This is a genomic window from Thermostichus sp. OS-CIW-20, from assembly GCF_054061455.1.
Genome location: NZ_JBSSEF010000028.1, coordinates 1 through 14,342 on the forward strand (window position 1 = coordinate 1; position 14,342 = coordinate 14,342).

Consider the following 14,342-nt stretch of genomic DNA (forward strand, 5'->3'; position numbering starts at 1 on the left):
GGAGGATCCTGGTTTACCAGTCCGTTGAAGCAGCAACTCCGGGAAGTGATTCTCGGAAGCTCCCGTCTACAGCCCGTCAGGGCCTAGCGGGAGAGGATGTCACCTTGGCCGCCCGCGCCGGGGCAGGAGCTAGCTTACAGACAGGGAGTAATCTGACCTCTGTTGGCAGGCGTCGCTTCCTCCCCACGGCTAGCCGCGCTGCGTTTTTCTAAGGAGGGGGAGGCAAGCTCTGTAGAACGCTGTGAACCACCGCTGCCGAGTTGAGAGCCGCTGTCTGAAAAAAAGTTAGGAAATCGGTATCGCTCCCTATGTCGCTAACCGATCGGACCAGCAGACAAGGGATCCCAGCTTCTTGCGCCACCCGTACCACCGCCGCTCCTTCCATTTCCACGACCAGGGCTCCGGTGCGCTCGCGAATTTGATGCCGGAGCTTGGCGTCGGCCACAAATACATCGCCCGTGGCCACCAGGCCTTGGTGGATGACCGGCTGCCGCCCCTGCAGCGGGTGAAGAGGGATCCGCTCCCCTTGGGCCACGATCAGGTCGTAAAGGGCACTATCGGCCTCCGCTAGAGGATGGCGCAACTCAGGGATAAAGTCGATCCCCAAGACAAAGCCCTCTGGGCGGCCAGTGCCAAAATCGTGCTCGATGGCGGCATGGGCCAGCACCACATCTCCCATCTGGAGATGATCGGCCAAAGCCCCGGCCACGCCGGTGAAGATGATTCCCCGGATGGGGAAATGGGCCACCAGCAGAGCTGCCGTAGTTGCCGCTCGCACCTTGCCCACCCCCCCTTGAACTACCACCACCGGCTGTCCGGCCAGGGATCCCTGATGGAACTGCCGCCCCAGATGGGTATGGACAGAGTTGATCTCCATTGCTTGGGTGAGCATGGCCACTTCTTCCGGCAGGGCCCCCAAAATGCCGACAGCCTTTTGGGAGGGGTGGGATGGAGTTTCCATAGGGCTTCCCTTAGGTTTTTGAGAATCCTCAGGTTTGAGAGGCGGGCGGGATCCGCTGTCCCCACAGGCCTGGCCATTTGGTGACTTTGAGATCTCCCAGCACCTGCACCTGACAGGCCAAGCGCAGCCCGTTGCCGTCCTGGGCCGCCGCCGTGGACGGGAGTTGGTGGGGTGGCGAAGACAGGCGGGCCCGTTCTCGCCAGCCCATAGGGGAAACAGCCCCTTCGATTTGTACGGCACAGGTGCCCAGACCGCGGCAGTTGAGGATAGGAGCCGGCGGGTTGTAGAGCGGGATCCCGGCTTGCAGCAGCACCTGGCGCAGGTTGGCGCCCGCCTCATAAGCGAGGGTGCGTCCTTGAACGTCAGGCTGGGGCATAGGTAACCTTCCCAACCGCGAACAGTTCTATTCTGGCCTGAGCCGGATCCGGCAGCATGGCAGGTAGGTGGGAGGGCTAGGCAGTATAGTTAAGGTGGTTAGACAGGGAGTAGGGGAAAGACCATGGTCTACAGCGAGCCGCTCATCGACCGTTCTCCAGAAGGTTTTCCAGGCCTGATGGAAGAGCCCCCTCGCTACGTTGAAGTTGTCTCAGCAGTAGTTTCCAGCCTCAAAGAAGATGCCGCCTACGAGAACCACGAGCAGGGCCACACCTGGAAATTCACCTACGGCAGCGTGGAAGTGTTCGTCCACCTGAGCGGCGAATCCCCCGAAGATACCCTGTTGGTGTGGTCTCCCGTGCTCTCTCTGCCGGTGGCGGAGCCGGCTAAGCTCATGCAGAAGCTGCTGGAGAAAAACTGGAGCGAAACTCTGGAAGCCCGTTTTTGCATCTGGAACAACCAAGTGGTGCTAAACCACCACCGCACTCTGGAAGGGCTCAGCGCTGGCGAGATCTCGCGCGCCATCACCCTTGTGGCCAGCTTGGCCGATGAGTACGATGAGCAGCTCCAGGCTGAGTTTCCCAAAGCTTGATGGGATCCCAGGGCTCTTGGCTGCCCTATCGCGTGGCCGCTGGCGGCTGGCAGATGGAGCAGGACTTTTGGCTTTTGCAGCGGCTGCGCCAGGATCCCAGGCCCTGTTTGCGCTTTTACGGCTGGGATCGGCTTACCCTCTCTCTGGGACGTCACCAGGCCTGGCCAGATCTGCCGCCAGGGATCCCGATGGTGCGCCGGCCCACCGGAGGACGGGCGGTGTTGCACCAGGCGGCGGAAGATGCAGCAGAGCTGACCTACAGCTTGGTGTTGCCCCTCTCTTACCTCCAAGCTCGGCTGCCCAATTTGCGGCGAGCCCAGGTGTACGACTTCTGCTGCCGTTTTTGGGTAGAGGGGCTAGCGGCGCTGGGCATTGAGGTGGATGCTCCCGCTTCTGTCCGCGGCCAAGGTGGCCAGGATCGGGGCTACCGCAACAAAATCAGTTGCTTTGCCGCCCGTACCCGTGCCGATCTAAGCTGGCAGCGCAAAAAGCTGATGGGCAACGCCCAACTGTGGCAACCCTGGGGGATCCTGCAACAGGGATCCCTCCTGTTGCGGCCCAATCCCGAGCTGTGGGAACGGTACCTGCCCGGATCGCAAGTGATTGGCGTGTACGACCTTTGCCCAACAGCGCCGGGGATCCCTGCTTTGATCGAACATTTTCTCCAAATGGCCCAGGAGTGCTTTGAGGTGGAATGGCAAGAAGAAGCCTGGCCGGGTCCGCTCCGCGTGGGGGATCCGGCGGGGATAGCTAACCCTGAGTGATAGGGAACGGCAAGATCCACTTCTCCTCTCCTTCTGGGAGAGGGGCTGGGGTTGAGGGGGAGCTCGTCTCATTGGTATTCGGGATAACTTTGGAAGTGGTTGCGTTCTTGACACTCCCGCCGACTCGACTAAAGTCGGGGAATTCTTACGCAGTCCACAGCAGCCCCCCGCCTGCAGGGGGGGTTGGGGGGGGCCGAAAGGGGGGGTAACGGACTTGCGAAGGCGCTGTCAAGACGCCCCTAGACAGCCCTTCAAGGCAAAGCCTCAAGGTTCCGCCCCGCACTAAAGTACGGGGCTACCAAGCTAACCTTCTGTGTCGGCGGAGACTGTAGGCCAAGGCAGGGAAGTGTTTCAAATGCATCTCCATCCAAGGGGGCTATGCTAAAACCAAGGCAGCGCTCAGCCAGGTAAGCCATGCCAAAAGTTTGGGCGGCAGTTTTGCTAGGCATTTTCTTACTGCCGCAGCCCGCTTGGGCCATTACCCTTGAACAAGTGCCCAACCCCCGCCGTCAGTATGGAGGGTGGGTTTCCGACACCGCCAATATCCTCAGCAGTAGCACTGAAAACGAGCTGAACCGCCTTATCACCCAGCTTGAGCAGCGCACCGGTGCCGAGATGGCGGTGGTTACGGTACCCAATACCCAGGGATATGCCACACCGAAAGCGTTCACTACGCAACTATTCAACTACTGGGGCATTGGCAAGGCTGGCCAAAACAATGGCGTGTTGTTTCTTATCTCGGTGGGGGATCGGCGGGTAGAAATTGAAACCGGCAGGGGTTTGGCCACCATCCTTCCCGACAGCCGCGTTCAGCAGATTATCGACCAGCAGATCCTGCCCAAGTTTCGCAATAGGGATTTCGATGGCGGCACCTTGGCGGGAGTACGGCAGTTAGCGTCAGTCCTGCAGGGGCAGCCGGTTGCCGAGGTTCCTTCAGCCGCTTCTCAAGCTTCCACTTCTCTTTCCACCGCAGCCGTTCCTCGAGCGGTTGGAACGGGATCCCTGGCTGCCGCTCAAAGCTCACTGGAAGGGATCCTGCTGCTGTTGGGGATCATTATCCTAGGGGTGGGGTGGCAGCGCTCCCGCCAGCCGGTCTATCTTAAGGCCGAGCGGGGAGGAGCAAAAGTCCTGTCCCTGACACGCCGAGAGCAGGGGACAATGGCTGCCCTCTCCTCACTGCAGAGCGATCCCATTCGCTTGTTTCTCTATTCCGGCTCCCTCTGCTTTGGCCTCTTCCTGTTGTCAGCCAGCGGCAACTGGCTGGTACCGGGGCTGCCCTTCCTGGCGGTTGTGGCCGCCGACAGCATCTTGGGCTCGAAGCGTGGGATCCCGTTTCAGCCGGTGGTCTGTCAAAGCTGCGGTCGGCCCATGCGCCCCATCCAGCCGCAAGTTCTGGATAAGCAACTTCCCCCAGCGCATCGCCTGGCCAAAAGCCGCCGCAGAGCCCGCTACTACGGCTGGTTTTGCCCCGCCTGCCAGGGGGTGGCTGTGGTTGTTCGCGAGAATGGATTTTATCGCCACCTCTATTGCCCCCGGTGTCAAGCTCTCACCCTCGACCTCACCACCCAGGTTCTCAGGGAAGCCACCTATTCCTCTAGCGGCTTGAAGCTGGAAATCCTGAGCTGTCCTATCTGCGGGTACCGCAGCGAGCGAGAGGTGGTCATCCCCGAGCTCAGCGACACAGACACAGATTCAGACTTCGGTGGAGATTCAGGTGGAGATTCAGACTTCGGTGGCGGTAGCAGCGGAGGTGGCGGAGCGGGCGGCAGTTGGTGAGACCCAACTCTAGAGATTTCTCTATCGATTGAACAAGGGGGTTGGGCTTCTCTTAAATCCGCCGGGACAGTACAGTGGTAAGGGAGCAGCGATAGCGATTTGTTAAGGACGAAGATCCCATGACCCTTGCAGAAGGCGTGCAACTGGTTACCTTTGGGGTGCTCTCGGCGATGGCCATCGGCTTTGCCCTGGGAGTGGTTTGGGCCCCCAACATCGTCTATTCCGGCTTTCTATTGGGGGGCGTTTTCTTGAGCATGGCCGGGCTGTACCTCCTCTTGAATGCCGATTTTGTGGCTGCAGCTCAGGTGTTGATCTACGTCGGCGCCGTCAACGTGCTGATCCTGTTCGCCATCATGCTGGTGAACCGGCGCTATACTTTCGCTCCTTTGAAGTTGGGCTGGCTGCGCAATGGGGTGACGGCGGCGGTGTGTTTGGGGCTGTTTGCCCTCCTGACGGCAATGGCCCTGAATACCCCCTGGCAGTTGGAGCCGATCCAGCCCACGAGCAGTGCTTTGGTGATGGGTGGGCATTTCTTTAGCGACTATCTGTTGCCGTTCGAGTTGGCTTCTGTTTTGCTGCTGATGGCGTTGATCGGGGCCATTGTGCTGGCGCGTCGAGAGTTTGTCGTTCCCCAAGCCCAAGAAGGGGATCTCAGCTTGCTGGAGCGGGCCCGGCCACAGCTTGAATCGGAGTCGGAACGCCCAGCAGAGCTGGTGAGCACGCGTTGAAGCTGCCTGCTCTCGGCCATACAGCCCAGCGTTTTCCTGATGCCCCTCTCATCTGTATCCAGTGGAGCCTCTTGTGATGTTGCAACTGCAGTTTTTCTTGGTGGTCGCGGCAATTCTTTTCTGCATCGGCATCTACGGCTTGATCGTCAGTCGCAACGCCATTCGGGTGTTGATGTCGATTGAGCTGATGCTCAACGCCGTCAACCTGAACTTTATGGCTTTCTCCAACTTTGTCGACTCGGGCTTGATTCGCGGCCAGGTGTTCTCGGTGTTTGTCATCACTGTGGCGGCTGCCGAGGCCGCAGTAGGCTTGGCCATCGTGCTGGGGATCTACCGCAACCGCGCCACTATCGATATGGAGAGCTTCAACTTGCTTAAGTGGTAGACTTTTTCGATTGTTTAGTTTCGATTGTTTAGTTTGTATCAAGGCAAGGCTGGCTAATTCAAGTGAAGGCCAGAATGCCTGAGTAGAGCAAAGCTCCCAAAACAGGCAGGAAAACCAGCAGACCCAGCCAGCGGGATTTATTCAGGCGGGGTGGAATGGCAAAGATCACCCAGATACCGAAGATCAAGTTGACTAGGGGAATGAAGAAGAGGATCACCCACCAGCCGGGTTTACCAGCAGCTCGACACATCACCCAGATGTTAGCAATCGGGATCCAAGCTAACCAAGCATTCGGCACGTTTAGCTTCTCTCCAATCACCATTAAGGTGTAGCTAAAGAAGGCGTAAAGGGCAACGGCAATCAGCCCTGGTAAAAGCTCATCCATTGTGACCCTCCCACATATTTTTTTGATATTTGCGAATGTCAACTCACTTGTCTCCAGTGTCTCTTTGGTGTCAGAGACAACCCTCGAATCTATACAGCTATAAGGCCAAACCGCAAGAAAACCAACTTTCCAAAGCTGTTCAGGAGCTACTCTGATCCCGCCCACAAAGTTAGCCAAAAGGGATCCCGTTGTCCAGACTTATCTGTCAAGTTTCATCAAGAATTCTGTCAAGTTTCATCAAGAATACAGATCTGACGAATAATCTCTCAAGCACGGGGGGGCAACGGCGGGCATTGGATCCCAGGGATCAGGGATTCCAGCAGGCCGCTGCAGGCGTCCCAGAGCAGCTCGATCACGTAGTGAAACCCTGCCTCGCCCCCGTAGTAGGGATCCGGAACTTCTTCATCGGTGTGAGAACGACAGTAGCTACAGATTAGGCGTACCTTGTCGGCATATCTTCTCTGGGGATCGAGGCTGAGGATATCGCGGTAATTTTGCCGATCCATGGCCAGGATCAGGTCGAACTCCCGCAGATCCAAAGGATGAATTTGCCGGGCTTGGCCGTGCAGCTCCAGTCCATAGCGCTGGGCAACTTGTCGCATGCGGCGATCTGGGGGACTGCCGAGGTGGTAGGCGGCTGTACCTGCCGAATCGCAGAGGATGTCCCCCTCATGGCCGCTGCTCTGCAGCAGGTGGTTGGTGATCCCTTCGGCAGCGGGAGAACGGCAGATGTTGCCCAGGCACACAAACAGCAGCTTTTGGCTCATGGATCCCTCGACGGCAGTGAACATTTCCCACCGCATTATCTGCGTTTTGCGGCCCAGAGTACAGAAGCAGGCGAGAGGGGATAGGGCCCTCAGGCGGCAGCGGGACAGATTCTTGGCCAGAATGGAGCTAGTTCCCCTGGTGAGATGTCTTATGCCAGATGCCACCCGCTACCCCCACCCGCAGGATGTGGCCAACCTCATTCTCTACTTGCAAACGGAGCTGGCTCTGTTTGAACAATGGGCTGCTCAAGAAGGGATCCCGTCTGCGGCTCTGCGCCCCATCGAGCGCTCCCAAGAGGCTTTGCGGCGAGCTGTAGATCAACTGGAGCTGCGGGAGTGGTACCGCGAACTCACCTATGGCTTTCGGGATCAGTTGGGGCGCCTAGAAGAATGGTTGTAGCTGTCCGGCAGAGCTTTCCAGTGCCAAAATAACGACAACTTTCCCAGGGGCGCCGCTCATGTTGCAGGTTCAGGATCTCTGCTACCACCCGGCAACCCTCCCTCAGCCGATTCTCCGGGATCTCTCCTTTGAGCTGGGCCTGAATCAGTTGGGGCTGATCGTGGGCAAAAGTGGGGCCGGCAAGAGCACCCTGCTGGAAATTTTGGCCGGCTTGGCGCGGCCCACGCGCGGGCGGATTGCCTGGGGAGGAACAGAGCTCTCCCCCCAGCAGTTGCGCAGCATGGCGGGGCTGGTGTTTCAGTTCCCGGAGCGTCACTTTTGTGGCTTGACGGTGCTAGAGGAAATGCGCTTCGGCCACCCGGAGCTGCAACAAAAGGAGATTGAAAACGTTCTCAAACAGGTGGGATTGGAAGGGATCCCTCTGTGCACCTCCCCCAACCATCTCAGTGGCGGACAACAACGGCGCTTGGCCCTGGCGGTACAGCTTATTCGCGGCCCGCTGCTACTGCTGCTGGACGAGCCGACGGCAGGGCTGGACTGGTCGGTGCGGCGGCAGTTGATCGAGCTGCTGGCCCGGCTGAAATCCACCTGGACGGTGTTGGTGGTTTCCCACGACCCAGAGGAGCTATCCTCCATTGCCGATGTGCGGTGGATCTTGCAGGCGGGATCCCTGCAGCCGTTGCCGACAGATGCGCTGCTTCAAAGGTAGCGGCGGGGATCCACCGGCTGGCCGTTGACCCGCACCTCGAAGTGAACGTGGGGGCCGGTGGAGAGGCCGGTGGAGCCGGAAGCGGCAATGGCCTGCCCCCGCTGTACCTGCTGACCCACCCCAACGGCGACGCGGCTGTTGTGGGCGTACAGGGTGGTGATGCCGCCGCCGTGGTTGACAATCACCGTGTAGCCGTAGCCGCCATACCAGCCGGCGTAGATGACGGTGCCCCGGTCTGATGCCCGAACTGGCGTGCCGGTGGGCACACCGAAGTCGATCCCCGCATGGAAGCGGCGGCTTCCGTAGATGGGGTGAACCCGCCAGCCGAAGCCGCTGGTGATTGGCCCGCGCACTGGTGGGATCAACCGGCCTGTCCCCTGAACCGGATCTCTGCCCCCCCGCTGCTGAGCCTGCTGGGCGATCAGTTGCTGGATGAGGATGGTCAACTGTTGGGAATCGGCTTCCAAACGCCGTTGGGCTGCTTCATAGGCGGCGCGCTCGTTGGCCAGGCGGCCCACCAGTTGCTCTTGGGCGGCAGCCTGCTGCTGCAGTTGGTTTTTCTGGGCTGCCAGCTCCTGCAAGATTAAAGAAATCTCGTTGCGCTGCGCTTCCAGGGCGATCCGCTGCTGATCCACCTCCTTGGCCATCACCTGCAGCTCTCGGATCAACTGCCGGTCGGCTTCGATTAGCAATTGCAACTGGTGGCGGCGATCGAAAAACTCGTTGAGGTCGCGGCTGGTGAGCAGCAAAGCCCACCAATGTTCCGCCCCCTGCCGCTGCATGTAGCGCAAGCGGGCGGCCGTGCCCTGCTGCTGCCGTCTCAGGCGGTCTTCCAGCTCTTGGAGCTCCTTCTGCGCTTGCTCTAGCGCCCTCTGGGCCTGTTCCAGACGATATTGGTTGTCGCGAAGGCTAGCTTCTGTCTGTTGGATGTTTTGCCGCAGGGATCCCATGCGGCGACGGGCTTCTTCTTCCGCTTGGCGCAGCTCTCCCAGGCGTCGCTGGGTGCCCCGGATTTGTTGCTGGATCTGTTGCTGCCGCTGTTGCAGTTGGTGGAGATTCTGCGCCTGAGATGGAGCAACCCGCCACAGTCCCCCCAGCACCAGGAGGGCGAGCAACCCGACCATCACCCATGCCTTCAGGCTGTGTGTCCCACAACTGAGCTTGACCACTCCCCACACCCTCGGCAACCAACCTACCGACCCTAAGAATACAAAGATTCGCAAGGACTGATCGAGCCCAATCGCGCTGTTGCCCGCTGTCGTTACTCCAAATCGTTACAAGATACAAGCAAAACGGCTGGGTTATTTTCAATACCAGTAAAACCGTTCATTCCTTCAATTCCTGACTTCCCCCTCCCTTTGAGAGAGGGGCTGGGGGCGAGGGATCCTCACTGCGGCTAGGTTCGTATCGATCTCCAGATCCCACAGGTCTAATCGGTGCCCAACCTAAACAACCGGCAAGCCAGAGCAACCTCGACACAACATCCAGACAATGGCGATAAACTAGCCGCTCACCTGCCGGCAAAACCTCATGCCAGTAAGATGAAAACGATCAATGCCAACCAGAAAGTTACCTCGTAGAGATGGGCTACCATGCGCCACCTTTCCCCTGAGGGAGCTTCCTCCTCTCCTCTGCCGAGTTCAATGTTGGTTAAGGAGCTAACAAGGCTGCAGATAGCTACTAAAATGAGAGACCAGCGACGCCATGAAAGGATGGGAAAAGTAAGCGCTCCAACGAGTGCTACAAACCCGCAAACAGTTGCCCCTATAAACACCACTTTTGCCTGTTCTTTATTCTATTTTAGCCTTCTTCTCAAAAGGAAATTTGTTATAGCTTGTCATTGTTTTACCGTCGGGCTGTTTGGTTATTTTTAATTGCAATTAAACTTAAAATCAACCCAAGCAAGGTAGAAATCGATGAGAGAGGGCTTTTCCACAGATGGTGTTTGAGGGTTCTGAACAGAGCTTCAGAGAGGGATGGCGGCACCCCTGGCTACTCCATTTGTGGCAGCAGCCCCTGATCGCGGTGATCCGCCTCTCGGCCAGCCCGGCCCAAGCCCTTGAGGGATCCACCCTGGCCATCCGGGCCGGGATCCGCCACATTGAGATCACTCCCCAAGTTCCCCGGTATCTGGAGTTGATTGCCCAACTGCGGCAAGACTACCCGCATTGCTGGGTAGGGGTGGGCACGGTTTTAAATCGGCAGATGGCAGAGCAGGCTTGGCAGGCGGGAGCCCAATTCTATGTTTGCCCCTTTGCGGACGAGAGCATCATCCGCTGGGGTCGGGAAGCAGGGCTGCCCATTGTGCCCGGCGCCCTCACCCCCGGCGAGATCTGGAGGGCCTGGCAGGCCGGGGCAACGGCAGTAAAGGTGTTTCCGGCAGAAAGCCTTGGCGGATCCCGTTACCTGCGCCATCTGCAACCGGTGCTGGGATCCCTGCCTTTGATCCCAACTGGGGGGGTTACCTTGGCCAATGCAGCAGAATATCTGCAGGCAGGGGCCTGGGCTGTCGGCATCGCCGGGGATCTCTTCCCGGCGGAGCTTCTTTCCCAGCAAGGGGTTGATCCAGACAGTTGCCGGCAAGAGCTGGAAAATCGGCTGCGGCAAACGCTACAACAGCTTGCCAGCCAGAGGGTCGCCGCAGCCTGGCCCGAACTTCCGGGTGAACCCCCAGAGTAGGGGGCGCGTTGACGCTCCCCGCACTTGAGTGGGGAGATGGCCGAGCACCCTGGCAGCAAACTTTGGAGGGCGCTGCCCAGCCGCACCCCCGACATCCCTCAGACAAAGAAAGTCCGAGAGTTGCGTCTGATTTCCCTATCACCTTGGCCGCCGCTCCCCTTACATGGGGTTCCTTGACTTCCCCCTTCCAGGGTTTGCAGCGTATTTGCCTGGGGAGGCGTCTTTTATGGCTATCGCAGCGGCACCCTAGCACAGCCAGCAATGTTAGCGCTACAGTACATTGAAGGTTTGTACCACTGGCAAGGGCGACTCAAGTCGTGGGTGGCCGTTCCGCTCCGTACTCAATGGGGCCAGCGAGCCAATTTTGGGTGTGAGTGAGGCCTGCATGGAGGGATTCCTGGATCTGTACCTGGAGCTAAACGTCCCCAGCCCAGTTGAGGAAGCCACTTGGCACCGTTGGTTTGAGGTGTGGCTGCGGGAGCTGGGGGTGACGGATCCCTGCGAGCTCAGCCTTTGCCTCACCTCCGACGAGCACATCCGCCAGCTCAACCGCGAGTTTCGCCACATCGACGCTCCCACCGATGTCCTGGCCTTTGCCGCCGAGGAGACGTCCACCCCTGTCGAGCTGCAGAAGATAACAGGGGTGCGCCTGCTGGGGGATATCGTGATTTCGGTACCCACCGCTTGCGCGCAGGCAAAAGCCCAGGGGCAGCGGCTGTCGCGGGAATTGGCCTGGCTGGCCAGCCACGGCCTGCTGCATCTCTTGGGATGGGATCACCCCGATGAGCTTTCCCTACAGCGCATGCTGCAGCAACAGCACCACCTGCTTGCCGCCATCCAAGAAGACCTGGAGGTGACCCATGGCCAGCAGCCCTAGCCGTTTTCCCCAGCCGCTGCGTTTGGCGGCATTGCGACGGCGAGCCCCTTTCACTTCAGCGCAGGTCGATTCGGCCCATCCCTCCGAGGCACCAGACCCGGGAGCCGAGGCTGACCTCGCGGCGCAGGATCCCTGGCAGCGCCCCCCCTCGTGGCAGGTGGCCACTAGCCTAAGTAAAAGCTTCTACTATGCAGGAAAGGGCCTGCTGTACGCCGCCCGCACCCAGCGCAACTTTCGCATCCACCTGGCTATGGCGGTAGTGGCCTTTGTCTTAGGGTTGGCCCTGCGGCTGAGCGCCGTAGAAATGGCCCTGATCAGCTTGACCAGCGGGATGGTGATGGCCTTGGAGCTGGTGAATACTGCCCTGGAAGCAGTGGTGGATCTGACCCTGGGCAGCCGCTATCACCTGCTGGCAGAAATTGCCAAAGATTGCGCTGCTGGAGCGGTGTTAGTGGCAGCGATGGCGGCTTTGGCTGTGGCAGCTTGGCTGTTTCTCCCCCCCTTGCTGCTGCTGCTGCCAGGGTAGGGACGCCGAAAAAGTTTTGCCCAGCCTCTCAAGGGATCCCATCCCAAACAGGTTTGTGCTGTGGATTCCTGGCTCCCCTCTCCCGCAGGGAAAGGGGTTAAGGGGTGAGGGATAAGGAGGGTCGGGAACTTGAGTGGGAGGGCGGTGTCCTAGTCTGCGAAAGGCCTATACGCCTAAAAGCACGACCCCTTTGTAATCGGGGTGACCAGCTTGACCCAAGGGCCTCCTCTATATTTGGGAATGGATCACCACCCGTCCCCCCTGTCGATCCAAATTCAGGGGTTTGGCCTCTGCTTCGATATCCAGTTGCTCCCAGGCGCCGACCATGGCGCATCCCACCCGTTCTCGCTCCTCCGGGGCGCAGAAGGCTAAAAGCGTGGGGCCAGCCCCGCTGATCACCACCCCATAGGCCCCGGCAGCCAGAGCCGCTGCCTGGACGGTTTTGAAGCCGGTAATCAGCTCCATGCGCGCCGGTTGGTGCAGTCGATCCTGCAAGGCCACCTTCAGCCAGTCTGCCCGCCCCGACTGCAGGCTGCGGATAAGCAGCCCCAGGTGACTGACGGAAAAGACAGCATCCGCCAGGCTGACGGACTTGGGCAGGATCTCGCGGGCCGCCTGGGTAGACAGCTTAAAGTTAGGCACCGCCGCCACTAGGCCGATGCGCTCGTGCCAATCCACCGGGCAAAATACCCATTGCCCCTGCTGCCCCTGCACACAGAGTTGACAGCCGCCCTGGAGGGCGGGCACCACGTTGTCGGGATGGCCTTCAAGGGCAATGGCCAACTGCAGGAGAGTCTCAGGAGCCAGGTTCAGCGATCCAAGAGCATTAGCCCCCAACAGGCCGCCGACAATGGCAGTGGCAGAGCTGCCCAGGCCCCGCGCCAGGGGCACGTTGAGGGTGATCTCAATCTCCACCCCCGGCACCGGCTTGCTTAGCAGCTCGAAAGCACGGCAGAAAGCGCGGTACACCAGGTTGTCCTTGCTCTGGCTGATGTGATCGCTGCCGCGATAGTGGATGCTGAGGCCGGTGGGAATCTCGCGAAATTGGAAGTGGTTGTAGAGCTCCAGGGCTGCACCGATGCAATCGAACCCCGGCCCCAAGTTAGCGGTGGTGGCGGGGACGATCACCTCTACTCGCTCTCTAACCAAGGGGGAAGCTCCTTAGCGAACGGCGGGCAACTCAATACCTGTAAGCCCCCATTATCCTACGAATGGGAGATCTCAGGCTCGCAGGGCCTCGATGGGATCTAGTTGCGCCGCTTGGCGGGCCGGGAAAATGCCGAAAACCACCCCGATCCCCGTCGAGAGGGAAAAGGACACCGCCACCGCCACTGCATCCACGCGGGTGGCCAGGGGGGTGAACACTTGCAGCGCCACCAGCAGGCCGCTGCTGAGGAGGATCCCGGCCACGCCCCCGCTGACGGCAATGAGAATAGCTTCGGTGGCAAACTGCTGCAAAATTTGCCGGCTATCGGCGCCGATCGCCTTGCGCAACCCGATCTCGGAGGTGCGTTCCGACACCGAGATCAGCATCACATTCATGATCCCCACCCCGCCCACCAGCAGCGAGAGGGCCGCCGTGCCGGTCAGCAGCACCCGCAGCAAGGTTAAGATCCTGGCCGCCCCGTCCAGCAACACCTTTTGGTTGCGGACGACGAAGTCATCCTCCCCCACCAGTTGGTGCCGTTGCCGCAGCAAGTTGCGGATCTGGAACTCGGCAGCCGGCAGATCTGCTTCGGAGCGGGCCGAGACGAAGATCGCCGTCAGTTCCAGGCCATAGGGGGAGCGCCGCCCCACAAACCGGTTGGCCACCACATCCACCGGCAAAAACAGGCCGGCATCGCTGTTGCCAAACACCGTTGGCTTAGAACGCAACGTGCCGATTACCTCGAAGGGCAGGTTGTTCAGCAGCACCGTCTCCCCGATGGCGGCAGCGGGATCCAAGCCGAACAGCTCGCGGGCGGCCTCGCTGCCCAGCACCACCACCGGGCGCTGCTCCTCAATATCCGCTGGCAAGAGAAAGCGCCCCTCCTCGATCTCCAAATTCAGCACCGACAAATACTCCGGCCAGGTGCCTGTGGCCTCATAGCGGCGATCCACTCCCCCCCGCACGGCGCGCACATTGACCACAAGACTGGGGACGGCTGCCGACACAGCGGGCACTTCCGCGGCAATTGCCCGTAGATCGTCGAGGGTAATGGGACGGGTGTTGCTGGCGTCCGCCAGGCCCAAGCTGGAAGAAAAGACAATGAGCAAGTTGGTGCCCAAAGAACGGAACTGATCCACGGCCAGCTCCTGGGCAGCATGGCCAAACCCGGCAATGGCCACGACGGCGGCGTTGCCGATGAGGATCCCTAACATGCTTAAACCGGTGCGCAGGCGGTAGCGGCGCACCATTTGCCAGGCCATTCGGGCTGC

Annotated in this window: 17 protein-coding genes; 10 read left to right on the forward strand and 7 right to left on the reverse strand. The window is 59.9% G+C overall.

The window, feature by feature from the left end; translation table 11 throughout:
* Positions 1-208: 208 nt before the first annotated feature.
* Together ACVWXC_RS10010 and ACVWXC_RS10015 are read right to left on the reverse strand one after the other, a co-directional pair.
* On the reverse strand, positions 209-961 hold the full coding sequence (locus ACVWXC_RS10010; RefSeq protein WP_457392441.1) for a 5'-methylthioadenosine/adenosylhomocysteine nucleosidase: 753 nt from the start codon (positions 959-961) through the stop codon (positions 209-211).
* 28 nt (positions 962-989) lie between these two features.
* Positions 990-1,337, reverse strand: a complete 348-nt coding sequence (locus ACVWXC_RS10015; protein WP_457392444.1) for a 2Fe-2S iron-sulfur cluster-binding protein — start codon at positions 1,335-1,337, stop codon at positions 990-992.
* A gap of 123 nt (positions 1,338-1,460) precedes the next feature.
* Here ACVWXC_RS10015 and ACVWXC_RS10020 point away from each other — a divergent pair, with 123 nt between their 5' ends.
* The 5 genes from ACVWXC_RS10020 to nuoK all read left to right on the forward strand — a co-directional run bounded on the left by ACVWXC_RS10020 (position 1,461) and on the right by nuoK (position 5,581).
* Complete coding sequence (locus ACVWXC_RS10020) at positions 1,461-1,928, forward strand: YbjN domain-containing protein (protein WP_011430472.1); 468 nt, start codon at positions 1,461-1,463, stop codon at positions 1,926-1,928.
* Positions 1,928-2,692: a lipoyl protein ligase domain-containing protein gene (locus tag ACVWXC_RS10025; RefSeq protein ID WP_414402236.1), complete on the forward strand. Its 765-nt coding sequence runs from the start codon at positions 1,928-1,930 to the stop codon at positions 2,690-2,692. Before ACVWXC_RS10020 ends, ACVWXC_RS10025 begins: the two co-directional genes overlap by 1 nt.
* 414 nt (positions 2,693-3,106) lie before the next feature.
* Entirely contained in the window at positions 3,107-4,468 is a 1,362-nt protein-coding gene (locus tag ACVWXC_RS10030) for a TPM domain-containing protein (protein ID WP_457392449.1), read from the forward strand.
* A gap of 119 nt (positions 4,469-4,587) precedes the next feature.
* Positions 4,588-5,196, forward strand: coding sequence for an NADH-quinone oxidoreductase subunit J (locus tag ACVWXC_RS10035; protein WP_011430469.1), 609 nt, complete (start codon positions 4,588-4,590; stop codon positions 5,194-5,196).
* 79 nt (positions 5,197-5,275) lie between these two features.
* Positions 5,276-5,581, forward strand: a complete 306-nt coding sequence (nuoK, locus tag ACVWXC_RS10040) for an NADH-quinone oxidoreductase subunit NuoK (protein WP_457392481.1) — start codon at positions 5,276-5,278, stop codon at positions 5,579-5,581.
* Between the two features lie 58 nt (positions 5,582-5,639).
* Here the strand turns inward: nuoK and ACVWXC_RS10045 are convergent, their stop codons facing one another.
* Positions 5,640-6,143, reverse strand: coding sequence for a DUF5684 domain-containing protein (locus tag ACVWXC_RS10045; RefSeq protein ID WP_457392453.1), 504 nt, complete (start codon positions 6,141-6,143; stop codon positions 5,640-5,642).
* 89 nt (positions 6,144-6,232) lie between these two features.
* Positions 6,233-6,733, reverse strand: coding sequence for a low molecular weight protein-tyrosine-phosphatase (locus ACVWXC_RS10050; RefSeq protein ID WP_457392484.1), 501 nt, complete (start codon positions 6,731-6,733; stop codon positions 6,233-6,235).
* A gap of 151 nt (positions 6,734-6,884) precedes the next feature.
* Here ACVWXC_RS10050 and ACVWXC_RS10055 point away from each other — a divergent pair, with 151 nt between their 5' ends.
* Entirely contained in the window at positions 6,885-7,133 is a 249-nt protein-coding gene (locus ACVWXC_RS10055) for a hypothetical protein (protein WP_011430466.1), read from the forward strand.
* A gap of 58 nt (positions 7,134-7,191) precedes the next feature.
* Positions 7,192-7,842, forward strand: a complete 651-nt coding sequence (locus ACVWXC_RS10060; protein ID WP_011430465.1) for an ABC transporter ATP-binding protein — start codon at positions 7,192-7,194, stop codon at positions 7,840-7,842.
* Here the strand turns inward: ACVWXC_RS10060 and ACVWXC_RS10065 are convergent.
* On the reverse strand, positions 7,833-8,966 hold the full coding sequence (locus tag ACVWXC_RS10065) for a murein hydrolase activator EnvC family protein (protein ID WP_071813517.1): 1,134 nt from the start codon (positions 8,964-8,966) through the stop codon (positions 7,833-7,835). The genes ACVWXC_RS10060 and ACVWXC_RS10065 overlap by 10 nt on opposite strands.
* Before the next feature lie 814 nt (positions 8,967-9,780).
* Between ACVWXC_RS10065 and ACVWXC_RS10070 the strand changes: the two genes are divergently transcribed.
* The 3 genes from ACVWXC_RS10070 (at position 9,781) to ACVWXC_RS10080 (ending at position 11,924) form a co-directional block, all read left to right on the forward strand.
* On the forward strand, positions 9,781-10,521 hold the full coding sequence (locus ACVWXC_RS10070) for a bifunctional 4-hydroxy-2-oxoglutarate aldolase/2-dehydro-3-deoxy-phosphogluconate aldolase (protein ID WP_011430463.1): 741 nt from the start codon (positions 9,781-9,783) through the stop codon (positions 10,519-10,521).
* Positions 10,522-10,906: 385 nt separating this feature from the next.
* Positions 10,907-11,398 carry an rRNA maturation RNase YbeY gene (gene ybeY, locus ACVWXC_RS10075; protein ID WP_041438372.1) on the forward strand — a complete coding sequence of 164 codons (492 nt, stop codon included), beginning with the start codon at positions 10,907-10,909 and terminating at the stop codon, positions 11,396-11,398.
* The gene (locus tag ACVWXC_RS10080) at positions 11,382-11,924 is read left to right on the forward strand and encodes a diacylglycerol kinase family protein (RefSeq protein ID WP_099812054.1); all 543 of its coding nucleotides are present in this window, start codon (positions 11,382-11,384) and stop codon (positions 11,922-11,924) included. The genes ybeY and ACVWXC_RS10080 overlap by 17 nt, the downstream gene beginning before the upstream one ends.
* A gap of 228 nt (positions 11,925-12,152) precedes the next feature.
* Here the strand turns inward: ACVWXC_RS10080 and thrB are convergent, their stop codons facing one another.
* Together thrB and ACVWXC_RS10090 are read right to left on the reverse strand one after the other, a co-directional pair.
* Entirely contained in the window at positions 12,153-13,073 is a 921-nt protein-coding gene (gene thrB / locus ACVWXC_RS10085) for a homoserine kinase (RefSeq protein WP_011430460.1), read from the reverse strand.
* Between the two features lie 72 nt (positions 13,074-13,145).
* Positions 13,146-14,333: an ABC transporter permease gene (locus tag ACVWXC_RS10090; protein WP_240527648.1), complete on the reverse strand. Its 1,188-nt coding sequence runs from the start codon at positions 14,331-14,333 to the stop codon at positions 13,146-13,148.
* Positions 14,334-14,342 lie beyond the last annotated feature (9 nt).